Annotated in this window: 25 protein-coding genes and 1 pseudogene; 10 read left to right on the forward strand and 16 right to left on the reverse strand. The window is 45.9% G+C overall.

Annotated elements, in window-relative coordinates; genetic code table 11:
• Positions 1–541: 541 nt before the first annotated feature.
• Positions 542–1741: a T9SS type A sorting domain-containing protein gene (locus tag Q369_RS28460; RefSeq protein ID WP_031529607.1), complete on the forward strand. Its 1200-nt coding sequence runs from the start codon at positions 542–544 to the stop codon at positions 1739–1741.
• Positions 1742–1890: 149 nt separating this feature from the next.
• Here the strand turns inward: Q369_RS28460 and Q369_RS0120325 are convergent, their stop codons facing one another.
• The 5 genes from Q369_RS0120325 to Q369_RS29545 form a co-directional block, all read right to left on the reverse strand.
• Positions 1891–2343 carry a hypothetical protein gene (locus tag Q369_RS0120325; protein ID WP_031529608.1) on the reverse strand — a complete coding sequence of 151 codons (453 nt, stop codon included), beginning with the start codon at positions 2341–2343 and terminating at the stop codon, positions 1891–1893.
• 7 nt (positions 2344–2350) lie between these two features.
• Positions 2351–2941 carry a lantibiotic dehydratase gene (locus tag Q369_RS0120330; RefSeq protein WP_031529609.1) on the reverse strand — a complete coding sequence of 197 codons (591 nt, stop codon included), beginning with the start codon at positions 2939–2941 and terminating at the stop codon, positions 2351–2353.
• A gap of 214 nt (positions 2942–3155) precedes the next feature.
• Complete coding sequence (locus Q369_RS29920; protein WP_374754358.1) at positions 3156–3410, reverse strand: IS66 family transposase; 255 nt, start codon at positions 3408–3410, stop codon at positions 3156–3158.
• A gap of 252 nt (positions 3411–3662) precedes the next feature.
• Positions 3663–5546 (reverse strand): FtsX-like permease family protein, encoded by a 1884-nt coding sequence (locus Q369_RS27890; RefSeq protein WP_229206904.1) that lies wholly within the window; start codon positions 5544–5546, stop codon positions 3663–3665.
• Positions 5546–6085: an ABC transporter permease gene (locus Q369_RS29545; RefSeq protein WP_229206905.1), complete on the reverse strand. Its 540-nt coding sequence runs from the start codon at positions 6083–6085 to the stop codon at positions 5546–5548. Before Q369_RS29545 ends, Q369_RS27890 begins: the two co-directional genes overlap by 1 nt.
• Positions 6086–6179: 94 nt before the next feature.
• Here Q369_RS29545 and Q369_RS28845 point away from each other — a divergent pair, with 94 nt between their 5' ends.
• Positions 6180–6524: a hypothetical protein gene (locus tag Q369_RS28845; protein WP_205624344.1), complete on the forward strand. Its 345-nt coding sequence runs from the start codon at positions 6180–6182 to the stop codon at positions 6522–6524.
• 109 nt (positions 6525–6633) lie between these two features.
• Here the strand turns inward: Q369_RS28845 and Q369_RS0120350 are convergent, their stop codons facing one another.
• From Q369_RS0120350 to Q369_RS0120365, 4 genes are all read right to left on the reverse strand, one after another.
• On the reverse strand, positions 6634–6924 hold the full coding sequence (locus Q369_RS0120350; RefSeq protein WP_031529611.1) for an HU family DNA-binding protein: 291 nt from the start codon (positions 6922–6924) through the stop codon (positions 6634–6636).
• A 413-nt stretch (positions 6925–7337) separates the two neighbouring features.
• Complete coding sequence (locus Q369_RS0120355; protein WP_031529612.1) at positions 7338–7979, reverse strand: DNA alkylation repair protein; 642 nt, start codon at positions 7977–7979, stop codon at positions 7338–7340.
• Positions 7980–8002: 23 nt separating this feature from the next.
• Positions 8003–8428, reverse strand: coding sequence for an SAM-dependent methyltransferase (locus Q369_RS0120360; RefSeq protein ID WP_031529613.1), 426 nt, complete (start codon positions 8426–8428; stop codon positions 8003–8005).
• A 27-nt stretch (positions 8429–8455) separates the two neighbouring features.
• The gene (locus tag Q369_RS0120365; RefSeq protein WP_031529614.1) at positions 8456–8824 is read right to left on the reverse strand and encodes a VOC family protein; all 369 of its coding nucleotides are present in this window, start codon (positions 8822–8824) and stop codon (positions 8456–8458) included.
• Positions 8825–9109: 285 nt separating this feature from the next.
• On the opposite strand from Q369_RS0120365, the gene Q369_RS0120370 reads away from it, so the two are divergent.
• Both Q369_RS0120370 and Q369_RS0120375 read left to right on the forward strand, forming a co-directional pair.
• Positions 9110–10162 carry a branched-chain amino acid aminotransferase gene (locus Q369_RS0120370; protein ID WP_031529615.1) on the forward strand — a complete coding sequence of 351 codons (1053 nt, stop codon included), beginning with the start codon at positions 9110–9112 and terminating at the stop codon, positions 10160–10162.
• Between the two features lie 3 nt (positions 10163–10165).
• Complete coding sequence (locus tag Q369_RS0120375; protein ID WP_031529616.1) at positions 10166–10843, forward strand: YfiT family bacillithiol transferase; 678 nt, start codon at positions 10166–10168, stop codon at positions 10841–10843.
• Here Q369_RS0120375 and Q369_RS0120380 read toward each other — a convergent pair.
• Positions 10731–12167 (reverse strand): aminotransferase-like domain-containing protein, encoded by a 1437-nt coding sequence (locus Q369_RS0120380; protein ID WP_031529617.1) that lies wholly within the window; start codon positions 12165–12167, stop codon positions 10731–10733. The two genes, Q369_RS0120375 and Q369_RS0120380, sit on opposite strands and share 113 nt — an antisense overlap.
• Positions 12168–12264: 97 nt before the next feature.
• Between Q369_RS0120380 and Q369_RS0120390 the strand changes: the two genes are divergently transcribed.
• The 6 genes from Q369_RS0120390 (at position 12265) to Q369_RS0120415 (ending at position 15974) form a co-directional block, all read left to right on the forward strand.
• A complete protein-coding gene (locus tag Q369_RS0120390) occupies positions 12265–13239 on the forward strand; it encodes a ketopantoate reductase family protein (protein ID WP_031529618.1) in 975 nt (324 codons plus the stop codon).
• Positions 13236–13979 carry an SDR family oxidoreductase gene (locus tag Q369_RS0120395; RefSeq protein ID WP_031529619.1) on the forward strand — a complete coding sequence of 248 codons (744 nt, stop codon included), beginning with the start codon at positions 13236–13238 and terminating at the stop codon, positions 13977–13979. Before Q369_RS0120390 ends, Q369_RS0120395 begins: the two co-directional genes overlap by 4 nt.
• A gap of 33 nt (positions 13980–14012) precedes the next feature.
• Positions 14013–14579 (forward strand): hypothetical protein, encoded by a 567-nt coding sequence (locus Q369_RS0120400; protein ID WP_157488259.1) that lies wholly within the window; start codon positions 14013–14015, stop codon positions 14577–14579.
• A 4-nt stretch (positions 14580–14583) separates the two neighbouring features.
• Positions 14584–15138, forward strand: coding sequence for a DUF1572 family protein (locus tag Q369_RS0120405; RefSeq protein WP_031529621.1), 555 nt, complete (start codon positions 14584–14586; stop codon positions 15136–15138).
• 162 nt (positions 15139–15300) lie between these two features.
• The gene (locus Q369_RS29550) at positions 15301–15456 is read left to right on the forward strand and encodes a cupin domain-containing protein (protein ID WP_229206906.1); all 156 of its coding nucleotides are present in this window, start codon (positions 15301–15303) and stop codon (positions 15454–15456) included.
• 107 nt (positions 15457–15563) lie between these two features.
• Positions 15564–15974: a hypothetical protein gene (locus Q369_RS0120415; RefSeq protein ID WP_157488260.1), complete on the forward strand. Its 411-nt coding sequence runs from the start codon at positions 15564–15566 to the stop codon at positions 15972–15974.
• Here the strand turns inward: Q369_RS0120415 and Q369_RS0120420 are convergent.
• The 6 genes and pseudogenes from Q369_RS0120420 to Q369_RS28470 all read right to left on the reverse strand — a co-directional run bounded on the left by Q369_RS0120420 (position 15956) and on the right by Q369_RS28470 (position 21015).
• On the reverse strand, positions 15956–16348 hold the full coding sequence (locus tag Q369_RS0120420; RefSeq protein ID WP_031529623.1) for a carboxypeptidase-like regulatory domain-containing protein: 393 nt from the start codon (positions 16346–16348) through the stop codon (positions 15956–15958). The two genes, Q369_RS0120415 and Q369_RS0120420, sit on opposite strands and share 19 nt — an antisense overlap.
• Before the next feature lie 88 nt (positions 16349–16436).
• The gene (locus Q369_RS0120425) at positions 16437–16670 is read right to left on the reverse strand and encodes a hypothetical protein (protein WP_031529624.1); all 234 of its coding nucleotides are present in this window, start codon (positions 16668–16670) and stop codon (positions 16437–16439) included.
• An 898-nt stretch (positions 16671–17568) separates the two neighbouring features.
• Complete coding sequence (locus Q369_RS0120430) at positions 17569–19137, reverse strand: calcineurin-like phosphoesterase C-terminal domain-containing protein (RefSeq protein WP_031529625.1); 1569 nt, start codon at positions 19135–19137, stop codon at positions 17569–17571.
• Positions 19138–19329: 192 nt separating this feature from the next.
• A complete protein-coding gene (locus Q369_RS0120435; RefSeq protein ID WP_031529626.1) occupies positions 19330–19563 on the reverse strand; it encodes a hypothetical protein in 234 nt (77 codons plus the stop codon).
• Between the two features lie 324 nt (positions 19564–19887).
• Positions 19888–20238 carry an alkaline phosphatase D family protein gene (locus tag Q369_RS29290; protein WP_169739269.1) on the reverse strand — a complete coding sequence of 117 codons (351 nt, stop codon included), beginning with the start codon at positions 20236–20238 and terminating at the stop codon, positions 19888–19890.
• A 259-nt stretch (positions 20239–20497) separates the two neighbouring features.
• Positions 20498–21015 (reverse strand): annotated as a pseudogene (locus Q369_RS28470) (alkaline phosphatase D family protein).
• Positions 21016–21329: the final 314 nt, after the last annotated feature.

Below are 21329 nucleotides of genomic sequence, written 5' to 3' on the forward strand. Positions count from 1 at the left end.
CGAAATTCATGTTTTTGAAATACTGAAAATGTTTCAAATGGGATGGTTAAATTGGTGTAAACTTGTCAGGATTAAATATAATATTCGATTGGTTCAATTAAATTGTGTTCAGTAAATAATCGTCTAATAATTAACGAAATAGTTCGCATCGGAACAGCGCTATTTAATTCTTCTCAGATCCAGCAAGTAGTTCCTGCTTTGACCACACGCCACCCCGCTCGACGAGACCTCGCCACGTGCCGGCGTCTTCGTGTGCTAAATGCCAGCCTTAACGGATTTTCTGGATAGTTATTCGAACTGTGGATAAGCCCGGGATAGCCATTTTTCCAGTTCGTCTTCATTCCCATACCTGCGTTGACAAGTAAGATCTTCTGCCAACTGCCGGTAGCACACGCTTCAACACGCCAGATATGCCTTGCCGTAAACCTGCACATCGATTTGGATGTCTAATTTGTAGCACATCGTTGTAGAAATAATTGATATGAAATAGGAATAAACTGTATATTTCAGCCCATTAACTCTACTTGTATACGAATTTATTATGAAGAATCTGTCCAAGTTGTTTTTCTGTGGCTTACTAAGTACCCTCACTCTCTTCAACTTAGAAGTCTCGGCGCAGTTTACCAACAGTATATCTACAAAGCGCGGTACCCAGATCGGACTCGTTACATTTGGGCCGGGGGTGGAGACGGGCATACTTGGGATTGATAATTTTGTGGACGGGTACGTGAAGAAGGTGGGCACAAATCTGTTCGTTTACCCCGTTGGTGGCAATGGTACTCTCCGGCCATTTGCGGCCGAGGCGCAGGGTACTTCCGGCGCATACTTCTTTGGGGACCCGGGCTCAGATATGACGCGTGATATGTTCAATGAAGGACCATTTAATCCGCTGGTCACCGATCCCGGCACGAGCCTGGTCAGCAACAAGGAGTTCTGGGACATTAATGGTTCGGCAAGTACGACAATCAGTCTGACCTGGAATGCGGATAGCGATATTACTTCCATGCTCGCGGGCAAAGATCTGGCCAAGCTGACGATTGTTGGTTGGTCGGCAGGCAAATGGGTGAAGGTGCCATCCATTGTCGATCCTGTGTCTGTAGGTGGAGAAAGTAGCTCACTTACAGCGGGATCGATAACCACAAGCGAAGAACTTACTCCTGATAACTTCAGCATTTTTACGTTGGGCGTGATCGCAGAGGGATCTTTGCCTGTTACTTTGGCGAGCTTTCATGTGAAAGCGGCTGAGCAATCGGCCATTCTAAACTGGGTTACATCCGCAGAGGTAAATAGCAGTCACTTCGAAATTGAACGCAGTGCAGACGGCAAGCAGTGGGCGCAAATCGGCTTGCAGGCTGCTACCACGAGCGCAAACACGGATCATCATTCGAACTACCAGTTTGTTGATCAGCATCCATTAACCGGAGTTAATCTTTACCGCTTGAAAATGGTTGATCTGGATGCATCCTACACATACAGCCAGATCAAAGAGTTACGATTTGACCAGCATGCAACCGCATTTATCTACCCAAACCCGGCGTCTGACAGGATCAATTTCAATGGAATAACCCAGAACACATTGAAAGAAGCTACGCTGGTGGACCTAAGTGGCAGGCCACTGACAAAAACAAAAAACATCTCAGCCGGACTTGAAGTTGGTAATCTCCCGCAGGGCCGTTATGTTGTCAATCTCACATTCAACAACGGAACAGCAAAATCGCTTCACGTGGTAGTTGGAAAGTAAGCCTAGTGATGCCCTATGAAGCAGTACATTCTGTTAAACAATCGAATCAGCAGGAATCGAGTTTAGCGAGCTGACTTCTTTGATATATCTTGCTGGTACTAGGGTTTATTACGTACAAGGGTGAAGGCGCTAAGTGCATTTTGCATGAACTACTTATCAATAATCAAGTGCGACAGCTCTGGATCATTAAGCAAGCGTTCCATCTCTGAAAACACAATATTTTGCACCTCCTGCTTAATTTGATAATAGTTGGCCATTACCGCGGCCTGATCGATCTTTCGTACCCTTGGAATTTCCTTGTAGGCATCTTCCTGCTTTTTGATAGCATGATGATCATTGGCGATTTCACAATGAAAAATCTTTAGATCAACCTTTTCACTGGGCGTATCTGCCACGATTCCTACAAATTCTCCTGAGCTTAGTGAGGCGATTTTAGAGGCTGGGATGGCAAGGTCTAGCTGCTTTGATTGACTTATGGAAGTATCGTTCCGAGTGATAGAAAAGCTGGTACGATCCTGCATGATTTTTCCAAACCGTTCCGAAAGCTGCCTTGCCGTGTCTCCTGAGACCTGCCCGGCTATCAAATTACCGGTGATGTTCATGATCACATCAGCCTGCTCTCTGCCATAGTCCTTCCTGAGCTGGCTGAAAGCTGAGCTCGGTCAGCGTGAAACGGCCCGGCTCCTGTCGGTTTCTTTCCAGATACCTAAACCAACTCGGGCCTGCTAGCAGACTGGAATTGGGATAAAAGAGCAGCTGGCTACTAAGATTTTCTGTTTGTTGCCAGTACTGGCAAAGCTGATCGGCAATACCTGCATTTAACCTGTACGCCGGCCTTATTTGATCGGCATTCGAAATTGTGATGGCCGTCTCACTTTTGATCTGACCGGTTGTACAGCCCGCAAATAGTCCAAAAGGTGTGCACCGGGTTGACATCCTTATCAAATATTTATACAAGGCCCGGTAGGTTCTATCGGCCTTCTTAATTGGCTTGGATGCTAAAACCCCCATCAGAGATTCAAAAAGAGGCTTGGAGGCTATAAAAAGGCTGTCCTGAACCAATGGGTTGGAGAAAATTCGAATCAACTCGTTCTGAAATGCTACTGGGTCGGTGCCGACCTTTTCATGAAAATCTGCCAAGGTCTGCTTTGGTAACAAAGGCCTTCTTAGCAGAAAAAAGTCGTAAATACGGTGTTGCATGATGCCGTTAGTAAATTTTCGAGATGATCGAAATTTTACGCCGCAAAATTCTTCTTTAAATTTTTAGGGACATGTAGCGCTTTGTTAGGGATTAAAGCGAGCCGGATAGGGATGGCAGAAAATAGTTGAACCGTATTCAACCGACGAACCCATATTGTGTAGTTGGGCTTCATGGCAGCTAGGTTAACCGTTCTGATTTCGATACTCCAACCAGTTATTTGGAAGCAGTTGATAAAGATTTTTTTGTTTGTGTGATTGAATCCTTTCGAATACGTCTTTGAGCCAATTCCTGCTCATCAACACCATTTTTCTTGCACGGAGCCATAAAGGAGTACATAGCTGCTGTCATCTCAGCTGCCTGATGGGAGCCGGCGAACAAAAACGTCTTTCTTCCAATGGCCAGAGGTCTGATGACATTTTCAGCCAAGTTATTGCGGTCCGCCGCCGCGGTCGATCTCAAATTGCCCATGTAATGCATACGGACTGAGTCCTTCCCTACGGGGCAAGGTATAAGCTATCGCTTGACCCAAGAGGCTTTTCGGGATTACCAGCGGAAGTTGTTGTGTCCGTTGCTTGGCGGTGTCACTATCTGCCGGGACTTCCAATGTCCAGTAACATTTGACAAATGAATTTAAATCAGGCTGTGGCTGAAAGGTCTGGTATTGCAACGTGTCCGGCGTTTGATTGAAACTTATTAAATATAGGTTCCAACTCTCAAATCCTACTCATTTTTAAGAACCTCCACCGGATTACTTCGCGCCGCCTTCAGCGTTTGTGAGCCGATCATAACGAATGCGGTCAGCAACACCGCCAGCAAGCCAGCGAACAGCTCTGCTATTTGCACTGGTGTATGATAAGGGAAGTTCGTGAACAAAAATCTCTCGAAGAAAAGGTATGTCACCGGCAAGGCAATCATCGCCGATATTGACAGCAAAATTAGAAAGCCGCGGCTTAATAAGTAGATCAGACTGGCGGAGGTGGCGCCCACTACTTTTCGGATGCCGATCTCTTTCAGCCTTGTCTCGGTTGTGAATACCACCATTCCAAACAATCCCAACGATGCGATAGAAATAGTAAGGAATGAAAGGAAACCAATGATCTTGATCATGGTGGAAAATTCGCTGTAAGCATCTTCTATTGCTTCGTCATAGAATTCAGCCTCGAATGGGTGAACACGATCGATTTTCTTCCATGTTGATTCGATCCTGGCCATCGTCGCCGGCATATCATTGCTTTTTATCTTGGCATTAATGATAGCCCTATCTTCGGGTGTCCAGGGCATGATTGCCACCGGGCCGATGCGGTTGTCGACCTTGCCGTAGCGAAAGTCCCGCATCACGCCCACAATAGTCATCTTTTGTCCATTTACTTTAAAATTAATGAATGTAATTTCCTCACCAAGTGCTTTCTGAGGGTCGCCTGTTCCGATGTTAAATCGTTTCAAGAACTCCTGATTTACAATAACCTCGCGGACAGCGTTGGCAGTAGTTGGTCGTGCAATAAAATTTCCACCGGCAAGAAGCTTGTATCCATGAACAGCCAGGTAGTTTTCATCTACGTTGTTGGTCATCACCAGGGCGGAGTCCCCGGAATCTTTGTATTTCATATAGCCGCCCCATGCATTGCCTACACTGGTGATGATAAACGAGCGGGACAGTGCTGTTACCTCCGGCATTTCGCTTAGTTCCTTGAGAAGCGCATCGGTTTTATTACCCTGCATATTGATGTTCAAGACATTTTCTGTGTTGAATCCAAGGTCGAACCCAAGTATGTTTTTATACTGCACATAGCCGACGGCGGTTGTTGTAATAAAGATCAGTGTGACCGTATACTGGATCACGACCAGGGCGCGTATGAGCGTCCCTTGTTTGAACGCTTTCACAGAAAAGACATTCCTGAGCGCATGGATTGCACTGACTTTTGAAAAGAATATCGCAGGCATAAAGCTGGCCATAGCGCCCACACCGACAGAAAACAAAATAAACGCTATGATCATGGACGGACTGAGCTCCAACTTCACAGTACGCTGCATTTCAGGGGCCATGTTGATCAGCTGCGGCCGCAACACGAGAAATAGAAAGAATGAAAGGAAAAGTGCTGTCAGGGAAATGATGATCGCCTCGGCCAGAAATTGTTGCCGGATCTGTGCCTTTCCGGCGCCGATCGCTTTATGCAGACCTACTTCCTTAAAGCGCCGCATGGCGCGTGCTACCGAAAGATTGGTATAATTGAAACACGCAGACAATATTACGACCAATGCGAGGCCACCCAGTATCCAGAGTACAACCGGAGCCATATGAGGACCAGTGGAGCCACTCATGGAGCCGGATTGGAGATTTTCTCCGACCACAATGTCATATAAAGGAAGCAATTCGAGCTGGATCTTTGTGTTTTCTTCGGCGAGATTTTCCTGCTTTGCAATTGCGTCGAGCTGCGACTGGACTGAGGAAACCCGGGTATTTTCCGGCAGCAAAAGGTAAACGGAGCTCGAAAACATGTTTGTCCATTTGTCGAAATTCTTATCTTTCCTGTTTAGCTGTTCGGCAGTCGAGAAAGACACCAATGCTTCGAAACTCAGATGCGAAAAGAAAGGAACGTCCTTCATCACACCGTTACCTGATAATCAAGTGTATCGAATTTTATCACTTTGCCAAGCGCGGCTCCATTGCCGAAGAGCTTTTTCGCGGCCGTCTCCGTCAGAACGATCGAGTAGGGATCGCGCAGCGCATTTTCGGGATTGCCTTCCAGCATTGGATATGTAAATATTTTGAACACCGAAGGCTCCGCCCAGATGCCCTTGATCGGAAGAACATTGTCGCCAACCCTCCCATCCTGCAAAAAGTCATTGCGCATAATAGCCACCTCTTCAATACCAGTCACTTTCTGGCGGATCAGCTTTCCTGTCTTTACAGATGTCGATGAAAACTTGCCACCTTTTTCACCTTTGAAAGCCGCTACGTTGGTAATGCGATAGATCCGCTCACCGTTCTTGTTGAACTTGTCGTAAGAACGCAGGTCGAGCACAAACGCGATCAGCAGTAACCCGACGGACATACTAATGGCGAGGCCAACAATATTGATGGAAGAAAACAGCTTGTTGCGCATCAAGCTGCGTCCGGACGTTTTAAAGTAGCTACCGATCATGATTCAGGTGAAAAAGGTTGACAGGTTTGCAGTCCAAAATAGTCATGCCCTTGTTACAGGTACCTTTAATTAGGTTAGTAAACAAACCCTCGTTATGGCTGTTCGGAAACGGACAATCATTTTGTGCGCGTACACCCTTAGCATAACAGTATCGGGGCTGCTGCATACTTTTTTTGAAGGCATAGCTCGCGACCCGCGCATTAGTTGTGGCCATATCGGCCTCTATGCGGCACTTCTGCAGTGCTGGGCGGCTCAGCAGTACCGGCAACCACTGATGGTTTTCTCCCATCAGGTCATTGGTCTTGCCAAAGTCAGCAGTCGGGACACCTATTTCAGGTATATCAGACAGCTCAGCGAGTACGGCTATATTAAATATGAACCCTCCCTGAGCCGCAAACAGCCCAGCAGCATCTATTTGGACGAGGCTGGGCGGCAGTGAAAAATGCAAAACCAAAATCGTAACGGCGTGCCAGGTAAGGTGCTAAGGAAGCTTTTTGCTGTGTAAAGATCGTAGAGCGCGGTTCTTTACACAGCAAAACGTCGAACGACTACTGTACCGGCAGGCCTTTCTTTACCTGGCTGATGAAATCGTCAGCTGGTTTGAAAACGGGAACTTGATGGGCAGGGACGACAATAGTTGATTTCAGAGTGATGTTTCTTGCTGTTTTAGCAGCCCTTTGCCTGATAATAAAGCTGCCGAAGCCCCGGAAATAAACGTTTTCACCCTCACGAAGTGAATTTTTGATAGTTGCAAAAAACGATTCGATAATTTTTTCAACCTCCTCTTTCTGAATGCCAGTTTTTTCGGTTATTCGGGATACAATATCTGCTTTGGTCATGTTTTTGTTTATGTTTACCGACCACGAAATTAAGAACTGAAAGTGAATATGATGCCCACCCAAGCTGAAATGAGTTAGGATGTGCAGGGTTCAGACGCCGGCAACATTAACACACGCTATGGGGACACAAAAGAAATTTTTATCCAGGTCAGGGTTCTCGCTTGATTTAGTTCATTGGCGCAGGTGGTTGATGATCACCAAGCTTCCTCATGCCATGCAAGTTTATAGCTTACACGACAGTGAGCCAGCATCTGAGCCACATTCATCTTTCCCCAAAGAGGCTGGGTATTCTGATTCAGAGTATTAATCCGGCAATAAGCTCATCGGTAACAGCGGTTGTAAATATGTTTTAATCATAGGTGAGATATGTGATCGGCTAGCAGGGTGAATCGTATCTTCTTTAAGAAAAATAACTATAAATTCCGTTTGCTACTTTCAATCGCTATAAAATCCGGCAGATAATCCGGAGTACAGCCTTTTGAGACCATTTCTCCCTTATAAAGACCAGTGTTCTGGCCGACGGCAATACAGCGATCCCGATATTGTTTTTCATAGACACCAATCCAACCGGCGGTGAAGTTCATCGCCCATTGCACTTCCGGTTCTTCTTTGGCAATGTTGGTTTCTATTTTGGCCAGCAATTCCGCCGTGTTATCAGGGGGTGTTTGTCCCATCCATCTCAAACGCGCCTGATGATACCAGAATACTCTTCTTTGAAGAGCAGACGGGCTATTTTCCCATGATTCAATTAAAGCAGTGATCTTCTTGTCTTTAAGGAGTTGATTGGCCATTAACCAGTCCATAAGTTGATTGGCCTCTCCTGACGGATGGGTCTTCATATCATTGTTAAGCTTATTGATCAGATCTTGTGAAATACGCTTATTGTCCATAATTAAAATGGCCAGTTGCCTGGGCAAAAATCTCCCGGTCGACCAAAGTTCAAGAGCCAGCTCATGATCTTTCTTAATATCCTTGGCAATTTTCCGTAAATCTCCCAGTTTGGTATTACCATTGATCTTTTCCAGGATGTTGTCCGCTTTTAAAGAAAGTTTCATAACAATGTTTTAGTTATCGGTTTTCAGATTGCAAGCAGCTTCAATGGGTTTCCGCCATCAATATAAACCTTACCATTTGGTTTGAGTGATTTCCGGATTTTTTCGATAGCCTGCTGCTCAATTTTCGGATGTCTTCCGTCCAGCGCACCTACACGAATCGCAAAGACGAGATCAAACCTCCCTTCGCCCGCTTGCAGCTCAAAGTTTTCGATTGACTCGGCACGAAAAGAAAGTACGCCGGAAGCAATTTCTGCCTTACTATTTTCAATAGCCTGTTCGATAGCCTTGGATGAACGATCAATTCCCAGAACTCGACCACCTGGGACACGTTTGGCAACTTCGCGGGCAGCAGCACCTGATCCACAGCCGATCTCCAATATTCTCATACCTTCTTTCAGCGGCAGTGCATCCACAATTTCTTGAAGTCGGCTTGAGAGCTTATTCGCCATGACTTTTCGATTTTAATTGCCTCAGAATCACTCTCTGTTTTTAACAATATAGACTGAGCCTGCGGGATCGGTGATCCAATGCATATTGTCGGGAAGTTCTTCCAGTTCGTCACAGGTCGAAATACCGTGAGATTTCAGGTATTCAGTTGCTGCCGGGATATTCTCCACATTGAGCTCCAGCCAGGTTTCGGAATGCGTATAGTTATCGACGCAGTCCAGCCACATGACGTTGCTACCGAAGCGAACCTGGTGTGTTCGCGAAACTGTCGGATTCGTGATCGGCTTTTCTTCCACGATGAGTTTGAGAATGTCGCGATAGAAATGAACTGTGGCTTCGTATTTAGCTTTCGGAATCTTTACGGCAATGTTGATGCCGCCTTCGAATTTGATATCCATTTCGATTGCCTTTTTTTATTTATAATAAACAAAGCTACCATTTCAGGCATCGGCAGTTGTAGGGGATATAGGACAACCGCGGTGGCAGATCGGGACAGTCATTTGTTGGTATAGCCTTTCTTATTCATTGTTTTTCTTCGATTCACCAGATATTTACATCTTCTATTACGACAGCCCTACCAAGTACCAGTGAAAGAGCTGCACCCATCGAAAATGATGAAATTGCGTCTGTTCTCATAGTTTGGTTTGAATGGATATTTGCAGATCACCAGTATCCAATTATCCATGCAAAACCTGGATTTACCCCAGACAAGCCGCGCGCAGCAGTTTGACTTTAATCACTTCTCGTTTGGAGAAACGCCGACAGACCACCTGTTTCTTGCTGAATACAAAGGCGGTAATTGGTCGAGCCTGGGCGTACAGCCATTTCAAAACCTTACCCTAAGTCCCTTCGCGCTCTGTTTCCACTATGGGCAAACCGTTTTCGAAGGCATGAAAGCATTCCGGCTGGCCAACGGCTCGATCAGCATTTTCAGGCCAGACAAGCATTATGATCGGTTGAGCAAGTCTTTGGAGCGAATGTCGATGCCGGTATTGCCAAGGCACCTTTTTCTGGAAGGGCTTACCCATCTAATCCTAAAAGACCAGACCTGGCTGCCGACTGATCGCACGGACATTGCTTTATACATACGCCCGTTTGTGATAGCCACCGAAGCTCGGCTCGGTGTAAAAGTGTCCAGCGAATATCTTTTTGCAGTTGCCTGTACGCCTATCGGGGAGTATTATGACAAGCCGCTGAAAGTCAAAGTAGAGACGCAGTATGCGCGTGCAGCCGAAGGCGGCGCGGGATATGCCAAGTTCGGAGGGAACTATGGCGGTGCTTTTTACCCGACACAAAAAGCAGTCGAAGCCGGTTTCGACCAGGTGATCTGGACCGATGCCAAAACGCACGAGTGTCTGGAAGAAGCCGGAACAATGAATATCATGATGTATGTACACGGCACCCTTGTTACCCCCCCGGTCAGCAGCTCCATACTTGATGGTATCACGCGAGATTCAATCATTCAGATTGCAAAGGATCTGAATATTCTATTTGAAGAAAGAGCGATCAGCTGCAAAGAGCTGCAAGGGTATTTTGAGAATGATGAACGTGTGGAATTGTTTGGCGTAGGCACTGCAGCGATCGTGTCATCCATGTCGTGTGTCCAGATTAACGGCACCGATTATTTCCCCTACACAGAAACCGGCGCGGTGATGTTTACTCTCAAAAATGAGCTGGAAGCGATCCGCAGAGGGGAGCAAGAAGACAAACACAATTGGAACTATCTGATTAGCTAGGCAATGGATACTGAAACATTGTACAAACTCAAATACCCGATAGGCGAATTTGAAAAGCCGGCTGAAATTACCACAGCAATCTTGAACGAATGGATAAAAACTATATCCGATTTTTCCCGTGTGTTGTCAAAAAAGGTTGAAAAATTAACTGATAGCCATCTGGATACACCTTACAGGCTCGGTGGCTGGACAGTTCGTCAGGTAGTGCATCACTGCGCCGACAGCCACATGAACGCCTTTTGCCGTTTCAAGCTAACTTTAACCGAAGACAGCCCGACTATCAAACCTTACTTCGAAGCGCTTTGGGCAGAGCTGGCGGATTCCAGGGAGATCCCCGTTGATGATTCTCTTTTTATCCTTCGCGGGCTGCATGCACGCTGGGTTGTTTTGCTTCAAAGTCTTAGCACGCAGGATCTTTCAAGGATCTATATCCATCCCGAACACGGAAGGGAGTTCAGGTTGGACGAGGCGATCGGTAACTATGCGTGGCATAGCAATCACCACTTGGCCCATATCAAGAATGTTGTAACACGAATCAGAAATTATAGGGAAACGAAACTTCTCCACGCTAATGTCGTTTCGCAAGTTCTCCAAGCGTTTTCAGCTGCGCTTCTGTTTGCTCATTCCACAATAATCCATAATTCAAGCGCATGCAGCTTTGATATTGATTTTGCAGCGTGAAAATCTTGCCTGGAGCGAAGCTGATGCTTCGGGCAAGGGCTTTTTCATAAAGATCGACAGTATCAATATGTGGCGGTAGCTCCACCCACAAAACGGAACCGCCCTGCGGCCTGCTGGCTTTGGTGCCTTCGGGAAAATAGTCGGCGATGGCACCCGAATACCGGAGCATGTTGCCATGCAATGTGTGGCGGAGTTTGCGTAGGTGGCTTTCGTAGCGCCCGGTTTCCAGAAAGCCGCCGATCGTTTCCTGCGTGATCGAAGTGCCGGAAATGCTGTGGTAGAGCTTCATTCTCAACACATTTTCTTTAAACCTGCCCGGTGCTGTCCAGCCCACGCGGTAGCCCGGTGCAAGGGTTTTGGAAACCGAGCCGCACCAGAGTACGATCCCGCTCTTGTCGTAAGTTTTGCAGGTCCTTGGCCGGTTTGGGCCAAAGTATACGTCGCCACTGATATCATTTTCGATCAGGGGTACATTATATTTTTCAGCCAGCTGCACAGCCGCTTTTTTGTTTTCATCGGGCATACAGCTACCCAGCGGGTTGTTGAAATTGCTGATCAACAGGCTGGCTTTCACCTTTTTGTTTTTCAAAGCACCTTCAAATGCATTCAAGTCGACACCTGATTCCGGGTGCGTGGGCAGCTCGAGTACCTTCAAGCCCAGTGCCTCGGCCAGTTGCAGCATCCCGAAAGACACCGGACTTTCCATCGCGACGGTATCGCCTTTTTCAGTGACGGGTATCAGGCAATAGGAAAGCGCATTAAGGCAGCCGCTGGTAGTGATGATGTCGTGGTGGCTCAGGCTGCATTCCATGTTAAATGCCCAGCGCGCTATTTGTCTTCGCAATCTTTCGTTTCCTTCGGCTTTATCGTAGGCTACGCCGCTGCCTTGCAGCTCTCGGGTTGCCTGGAGTAATCCTTTATTGAGTTTGGCAATTGGTAAAAGTTCGTTGGCAGGAGTTGCAAGCGCAAGCGGCAGGTGCCCGCCTTTGCCAAGATTATCATACACTTTGCTTACCAGTAGTTCGCTGATGCCAAAGTTGGCAATGGTAGATGGGCTGCTGATGTCTGGTACCTGCGGGATCCTGGCTCCGGGGTACTTGACATAATAGCCCGATTGCGGCCGGGTCTCAATCAGCATTTTGTTTTCCAGGTGATAATAGGCGCTCAGGGCCGTATTCTGGCTTACACCATATTCGCTGCAAATGGTGCGCAACGACGGCAGTTTGTCGCCGGTACGCAAAGTATCGTCCAGTATCTGCTGCTCTATAATACCTGCAATCTGGAGGTAGACAAATTTGCCTTTATCGATCCCTTCTTTTTTCATGCTTAAAAATAACTGCTGCCGTCAAAAATAGCAAAACTGCATCTGCTATCGTATTTTCCTTTTGTTCAAATTTGCCCTTGTCAGTTTGAATCATATCATGCATCTAAATTCAGATCATATCTACATCATCGGGAGCGGCGCCATCGGGAGGGCGCTGGCGGTCTTTCTCAGACTTTCGGGACGAAAAGCGACGCTCATCAGAGGAAGCGTAAACGACGGCAGCCGTAAAATCGAGCCTATACGCGTTGAGATGCAAGACGGAACTTTGCGCGAGGCCGAGGTCACCATTTCCACGATAAATGCGTTTCCCACGCTTAACGGCATTATTGTTCTTGCCAACAAATCATTCGGAAATGAGCAGTTGGCAATCGCATTGAAAAACAAAACCGGCAACTCGCCGATTGTTTTGCTGCAAAACGGATTGGGCGTGGAGAGACCTTTCTTGGCACAAAGCTTTCCGGAAATATATCGTTGCGTATTATTTGTAACAAGCCAGGTCATCGACGGAACCACGGTCCGTTTCAAGCCCGTTGCGCCTTGTCCCGTCGGTATCGAGCGCGGGAATACAGATCGTTTGCAGCACATTGTCAGCCAGCTGACTACCCCGCAACTGGTATTCGAAAGCAAGGCGCATATCCAGCATACGATCTGGAAAAAGGCGATCATCAATTGTGTTTTTAATTCAATCTGCCCGCTGCTGGAAACGCATAATGGCATATTTTACAGAAGTGAACAGGCCATGCAAATTGCCGGTCGCGTAATTGCCGAATGTAGTGGTATTGCAAATGCGAAAGGTATACTGCTCACTTCAAATGATATAGAAGAAGGTTTGTTGGAGATCAGCCGGGCATCTGATGGTCAACTTATTTCCACTTTGCAGGATATCCGCGCAGGCAAGCGGACGGAAATTGACACGCTTAATTTCGAAATAGTGAGAATGGCCAGGGAGCTGGGATTAGTGCATGACATAAAGGCAACAATGCTATTAGGCCAACTGACACGACTTAAAGCTGAGATCAACTTCAAAAACAATTTAAAAACGTTAAACCCTGAACAAATAGCAATACAATGAAGACAATGCTCATAACAGGCGGAAGCCGGGGAATAGGCGCAGCGACGGCCTATTTGGCCGCTGAAAACGGTTTTGCAGTGATCGTTAACTATCATCAGAATCAGGCTGCGGCCCAGCAAGTGGTTTCGGATATTATTGAAAAAGGCGGGAAGGCGGCTGCCATTCAAGCTGATATCTCGAAAGAAGAAGATATTCTCAGGCTTTTTGCGGAAATCGACGAGCTTTTCGGAAACCTGCATGCGCTGGTCAACAACGCGGGCATACTGGAACGTCAGATGCGGCTGGAAAATATGGATGTAGCGAGGCTTAATCGGATTTTTACGGCCAATATTACCGGCCAGTTTATTTGCGCCCGGGAAGCGATCAAAAGAATGTCGGTAAAAAATGGTGGCGAGGGCGGTACTATTGTCAATGTGTCCTCTATTGCTGCCAGAACAGGCGCGCCGAACGAGTACATTGATTATGCTGCTTCCAAAGGCGCAATCGATGCATTCACCATCGGGCTTTCGAAAGAGCTAGCCGAAGAAGGTATCCGCGTCAATGCGGTGCGGCCTGCATTCATTTATACCGACATTCACGCCGCTGGCGGTGAGCCCGGCAGGGTCGATAGGATCAAGGACAGTATTCCATTGAAACGCGGCGGACTGGCAACAGAAGTGGCGGAGGCGATCCTTTGGCTTTCCACAGAAAAGTCGTCCTTTTCGACAGGTATTTTTATAGACGTGACCGGCGGCAGATAAGAAATGATCATTAGTCCTAAGCCTAAAATAGTAATGAATTTATATCAGGCAAAAGAGGTAAGCATTCCGCCAGCCTTATGGAAGTTGCACGGCAAAAAAGCATATCAGACCGAGCTGATCTTAACCTACTTACTTGCGATCTTAGTCATGTTGTTCAACCTGGCTTTTTCACGATCATTACCAGTGTGGAAGATTGTTATACTCGCAGTGCTTTCCATTGATATTGGCGGCGGCGTTGTCAGTAATTTTACAAAAAGCACAATCAGATACTACAGGGAACACCACCTGTCGCCCCATGCTTTTGTCTGGTCTCATTTGTTGCAGTCGGCGTTGCTGCTCGGTATTTTTCTGGAATTCAGATCAGAGATTGTGATTTTATCTTTCTGTGCGATGCTGTTTTCCAGTGTGACCGTCATTGTGTACAATACGCATTTTCAAAAGCAGATCAGCGTACTTCTATTTACATTAGTAGTTTTGGTAATGCGATATTATACCAAAATCCCTAACTCTTTATATGTGCTACTCATGTTAATGGCGTTCAAATTAATTGTTGGTTTCGCGGCGCATTGGAAGAACGAATTCGACAAAATGGAAAATTAAAATCATGAATACAAGTTATTTAGCCAGCTCGATCAAACAGTTTGAGTATTATAAAATGCTAGGTGAAAAGGCGATTGCGCAGTTGCCCGACGAGGCGCTTTTCTGGCAATACAATGCCGAGAGCAATAGTATAGCAGTGATCGTCAACCACATTGTCGGAAATATGCTCTCGCGTTTTACTGACTTTTTAACAACCGACGGTGAAAAACCCTGGCGAAACCGCGATGCGGAATTTGAGGATCTTTTTTCTGGCCGTGAAGAAATCATATTGCACTGGGAAAAAGGCTGGGCGCAATTGTTAACCACCTTGCGAAACCTTCGCGACGATCAACTGGAAACGATCGTATACATCCGGAATGACGGCCACACGGTAATGGAGGCGATCAACCGACAGCTGGCCCATTACCCTTATCACATCGGGCAGATCGTTTACATTGCGAAAATGGCCGCTAATGAAAATTGGGAAAGCCTTTCAATTCCCAGGAACAAATCGGGCGATTATAATATGCGGAAATTTAATCAGGAAAAAGCAAGATGGCATTTTACGGATGACCTTTGAAAATAACTTCATAAATAAAATAGAGCAGGAAATAGCAATCGACCGGTTAAAAGAATCAGGGAAAGAATTTGTTGTTCTTTTCGAAACAGCCTGCTTTCAGTAGAAATATATAGGCCGCATTTAATCGACAAACAATCACCGCACGACCGTGATGAATTCTATATGTTCATTTCAGGTGAAGGGAAATTTACATTACGAGATCAAACTACTGGCTTTAAGCCGGGCGATTTTCTTTATGTCCCAAAATTTAGCGAGCACAGATTTAATGACTTTTCGGATGATTTTATTTGCTGGGTGTTTTTTGTTGGGCAGAGATAGGTCGGCTATCCAAGCTTACCTTTCCAGTTCTTCTTCATTTACACATACTGCTAGAAGAAGTACGGCAGAGACTTGGCATTGACGCGGTCAATAAGATTTTTTCCGAAGTGCTTCCTGACATCGCGTTGAAGGCGGAGGCAGGGCTTCGGTCCGAGGTGTTTCCACTGTTTTTTTCCAGCACGCTCTTCCGGACGATTGATGATGACGATTCAGATTTTCTTACTTCGGCGGATTTAGAGGTTAGATACTATCACGATGCGGTCAGCAAGATAGGCCTTGCCGCCCGACTTGAAGGTTTCAAAAGAGCGGGTGTAGATACGTTTGATGTGAAGCAGGTTCTGACATTCTACTTTGAGGAATATACCTACAAAGTCGGTAGTTCGAAAGACGATACATGGCTCAGAAAACTAAATCATCAGAACATAAGCCAGGATGAGCTCAGTTTAATTGTACAGACGTGGACTGGCCTTATTGTAGAAAAGATCAACGATAAATTGTCTCAGATTTGTTTCAGCTGATAAGGCTGCAAAGATTGTACACTCTTCAAAGTGTTCAGATCCAACCCCTCTAACATTTTCACGTGAATTTTCTTAACTCCGGGTTTATCGAAATACAAAACGTGCTTTTCAGATTTATGGCCGAGAAGAGTGACAACTAAATTCAGTGTACCAAGTGGTAAGTTTGACAAAGTGAATCCTCCTTGCTCATTTGTTAAAGTTCCAATGCTCGTACCATCTATGAATACAATTGCCGAAGCTAGCGGTCTGTCTGTTTGACTATTTGTTACAGAGCCTTCAAGCCTGACCGATCCTTGGGAAAATGTATGGATCGATATAAATTGCAAGTAGAATATAATCGCAGCTTTTAAAGAGGTTAACGCTTTAATTTTCATGCGCTTTGGTGAGAGCTGATTTAGCAATAAGTTTACTCAATATCAGGCAACTACTTCACAAACGTTCGAGACTTTCTCGAAATATGTACTATGAATCCAGAACGAAATGCGCCGTCAACTTGAACAAGCTATCCTTCAAGCCAAAAGCGCTGCAAGCCCCGTGCTTCATCACGGCTATTATTTTCTTCGTCGGGCAGGTAGGAGGACTGAAAACCCTTCGATGCATAGATTTTTTGCAGCTTGTGCCGATCCAGCCAAAAAGTCCAATGTAATCGTTAATGTTGAAATCTTTGACTTCCCCTATAAATTTGTAGTCTGCCATATCGGAAAATGCTTTCCCATAGATAGCAAGACCCAAGGCAAGAGGAAACGAAGCGATTAACCGGCGAATATGGTTTAACTAACGGTCAATCTCATTCGCTTTCAGCGAAGTATACTGCATTAGCACTTTGTCCACATACATACGACCGTTTGTATGTGGACAAAGTGATTTTGCTAGAATGTTTTGAAAAAGTAGTTATCTCTTTAAGCTTGTTAAACGTTCGCACTTCCACTTGATATAATTGTGAGATATGAAGGCAGGATCTCCAGTATCTCAAAACGTTTATGCTCTAATTGTTAGCAATTGCGATGTCTCACAAACCCTCGTGAGTGTTGCACAACTGGAAACCTTCGGTCGGATGATAGCTCCAATGGTGTAAAGTCTGTGAGGTTTTCATGGATGGTCAATGAAAATTCCTATTCTGTAGTCTGGACAATCCTTAATGCGCTAGGTGACACCTAACTGCGGTAGCAAGTGCAAGAGGGAGTTGTGCAACACTCACCTTCAATCATAAGACTATAGAACCGGTCACACTAGTCTGGCAACAGTAGTGATCGTCAAAGGAATGGTCAGCGTCGCTTCATTCTTAAAGATTTCCATAGTTTGATTGATTTTGTGAATCTCTAAAACTAAGAACTGTCCAAAGCAATTTCCTAAATGTTAGGATAATAGGCGTTTATTATCCGTTCAAACATGTAATAGATCTTTATAAGAACAGAAGCGGAATCATCTGACGACAATCCCGCTTCTGCTACTACTTGCCTGGTTTTTAGCCCAGCGCTTGGTAACGGTTCCGATTTGCCTCGGGCATCTGCAAACGTATTTCTTGCCACGTCCACAACGGCATTGCCAGGCGTCGCCAAGCTGGCCTAATACCAGATGACATAGATGTCGTTTATTATCTTTCAGCCCAGAAAACGTGCTTTTGTGTAAAATCCTGGCCAAACATATCTCTTGCTTTCACTTCAACGGTGTGCTGCCCTTCAGCAAGGTTATTAGGGAATGGTGCTCGCCACAAATGTGTACTTCTGACTGCATTGCTTGGGCGGCGTCCTGCCGGCAGGCTTTCGGTATAATCCCAGTTGTTGACCAACCGCTGAAAATGTGGATCCGGTTCGTCATGGAAAATCATATCTTTCCAGACTTCGTTGTCAATGCGATATTGTACAGCATTTCCCTCGTGACCCATAAAGAAATTTGCATAGATGCTTGATGAAGTGTTGCGCCCCGCCGGTACCACACGTGGCGTATGAATGCGGATCTGATACTCTTTGGGCTCACCAGCTACTTTATAATCAATACTATATTGGTTGCCTTTGATACGCAGAAACGCATACCCTTTTGGCGTCCCGTCTCGCATGGTCGACGAAGGCACGCCTTGTAGGTTAAATTCTCCGGAATACCAGTCCCCTGAGGTAGTGCCTGCGTTGTATTCGTGCAACGGTTTGGTGCCGTTCCAGCCTGCCTTTGTACCATGGAAGTTCTGTCGCTGCAAATGTGTATGGGCCGACAGCGCCAGTGTATTCGGATAGTCTTTAAGAATAGCAAACAAACGATTCCTGTCTTCATCACGGAAAGCATCGCCTTCACCTTCTTCGTGCAACGGGATATGGTAAGCAAGCACAATCAACTGGTCTTTTGCTACATATTTCAGGTCATTTTCTACAAAATCCAGCTGATCTTTACGGAAACCGCCCCAGTATCCCTTGCCGTCGCGGGGGTCAGGATACAGGATATCATCAAGAATAATATAATGCACTTTTCCATAATTGAAAGCGTAGTTGGCCGGCCCGAAGTGCGCTTCGTAAGTATCATCAGAAAGTGAGTCACTAGTTGCATCGTAATCCATGTCATGGTTGCCCATCAGATTATACCACGGTAAGCCGACCCTTTTCACCGCCTTCACATAAGGTTGATGAAGATCTAGATTATCTCCGACAAGGTCGCCGAGGCTCAGCCCGAATTCTACGTTTTTAATACCCTCCACTTCACTCACCACGCCACGAGCAAAGTATTCAATTTCCTCCACCGTGTAGGGCTGCGGGTCTCCGAAAATCAATGCGGTGTAGTCGTCGGATTCGGCTTTGGCAGTCAATGGAAAATCCAGTGATGCAGGTAATGCGGGTGTTGGCGCGACGCCCTTGTATTTCAATGCAGGTGAACCGTCTGGCTTGTGCAAACGATAAAAGCGCGGGAGATTATCCTCCGTAAGCGGAATTTTAAAGCCTGATGGTTTAATTACAAAAATGATATTATCCTTTCCAACAGGTAATTCGTAACTGCCATTATATCCGGTCTGCGTTACTACTACACCATTAGATACCGAGACCTGCGGCAGCCCTTTTTCATTTTTGTCCTTGCGACCATTGCCGTTAGCGTCGTTAAATACAAATCCTCTTACGAGAGACTGTGCCTGTACTGATGAGATCAGCAATAAGCAAAAAAACAATACTGAGATTTTTTTCATTGAAGAGTAGTAAGATAAGAGCATTTAATGCTCAAAACTAGTCTTACAATGTCAAGCAATGATTACCACAACATTAAGTTAAGACTCAAAATTTGCCTCCCTTGGCATCCCGACTTGTATGCCTAGCAGTTGCTGGAGCTAGACTTATATACAGGGTTGACCGAAAATGGATGCATAAGAAAGCCTGGGTTTCTAGTTTTGTGCCAGCAAGTCCCTTTCAGAAGAAATAGTGTTTGTTAAGCCAGGCGCAACCACGTGCTGCTTTTCTTTTGATTTACTACCCTTGCCCGAACCAGTATTCGATTTATCTTTCTGAACATTCTTAGCCGGCTTGTCTGCGACCTTCATGATCTTATTAGCTAGCTTTTTCGCAGTGTGTTTAAATGCTTTTTGCAGTTTCTTGGGCTCACTTTGTGAACCAGCCAATTTATGCTGTAAAGTTTTGAATGTCGGCGATCAGCTCTTTCTTAGCGCTTTTCATGATTTTCGATTAATAGTTTAATGGTTATGATTACCCACAAACCTTGACCGTTTAGTAAAATACGCCATGTATTTTGTAGCCTCGTCAATGGAGATCTAAATTCAGTGGCCATTAATTTCAAGTTTGTTGATGAAATGTAACCTGGCATTTGGCGAGGCTGTTATTACGATCTAAAATTTCACGCCAATCACGACCGCTTTTCAAAAACTTAACATAGCCAAGAATCAACAGATTGGCTTGACGCCAGTCTGTTGATCAAATAACCTAGCTTAAGCTCCCATTGCTTCGGCGTGCCCCAAACTTGTGTCAATCGTTGGAGAAAGGATCGTAGATACATATCGCCATTCAGCAGCAATCTGGCTAACGCTCATTTTAACTAAAACATAGCCTCTTCTGGACGCATCCAAATAATTCAGGTCGTCAACCAGCAATGCAAGCGCCTGCTCAAAACCGGCAAGTGATGCGGGCTCTGCGCCCAGATCCTGTTCAAAACCAGGCGAGCTTACCGAAGATGTGGCAATTTCCTTTCCTACCTCTGACTTGTCCTGTGCAACCAGATTTGAATACCAGCCATTATGCGAGTCTCCGGATAATGTAACCAATTTTTTCCCTGTTGCCATTCCATACAGCATTTCGGCTCCACTGGGTAACCGTCCCAGGCATCCAGGTTGTACGGCAACACGGTTTGCACGCACGCTTTTTCCTGCGGGGTCAGCGACGGGTCGCCTACAAGCAGGCGGCCTTTGATCTTCGTCAGTTCCAGCAGTAATGTCTGGAACATGCCGAACGTGACCGGCGAAGCAGAGCCCGTCGCGTCCACTTCGGCAATGATTTGCACGATGGTCAACAGCATCTCTGCCGGGACGTACATTTTGCCCATCAAAACCTGCTGCCCCAACACCTGCCATGCACCTTTTCCCGAAGTGATGGCACTGCCAGCCACGCAAGCTGCTCTTTGCCCAGTATACTGCGGTTTGGATTTAACCAATCCTGCTGAAATGCTGCTGCGTCAAGTCCCGTCGGTGTAATGTAGTTGGCGTAGGAAAGCTGCTTGTTGCGGCCAATGATCCGGGCGTCGAGCATGTGCAGGTCCAGGATATTGCCAAACGAAAAGCTCCGGTAAATTTTTGCATCCACCAGCGTCCGTACACCAATGTACTCATGATAGGCTTTGATCGCACGCTCCTTGCGCTGCTGGAAATCACCTTCGCCCTCATTATGATTTCGCGCGCTGTCCATGTATGAGTCATTTGCAATCTCATGATCGTCCCACACACAGATAAAGGCTTTTTCTGGTGGGCCAGCTGCAATTGCGGATCGCTGCGATATTGTTTGAAACGCGTGCGGTAATCGTTCAGCGACAGGATTTCGTAGCTAGGCTTGTGGGCGCGGGCCAAGGCAGCAGTTTCAGGATTTGAGCCATATTCTCCCGCGCCATATTCATTGATGAGGTTTTTCTTACAAATGGGCGAAAAACGGCGTTAGCGAACTAGGTATTTAGTTTTACTATTCTCGCTGACCCGTATCCATTGTTCCCAAGACCTAAATTGGTTAATTTAACATCTCAATCCACATTAACTATCTTATATTCAGTAATATTAGTGTTTAATTATCTCTTATTTTGCTGTCCACTCGATAATAGCAGGATACAAATCCGCAACAGTTTGACATGGTTTTTTATTTCTGTGTTGAAAGCCACGCAGTTCGACCA

It is taken from the genome of Dyadobacter crusticola DSM 16708, from assembly GCF_000701505.1.
Classification (GTDB): Bacteria; Bacteroidota; Bacteroidia; order Cytophagales; family Spirosomataceae; genus Dyadobacter; species Dyadobacter crusticola.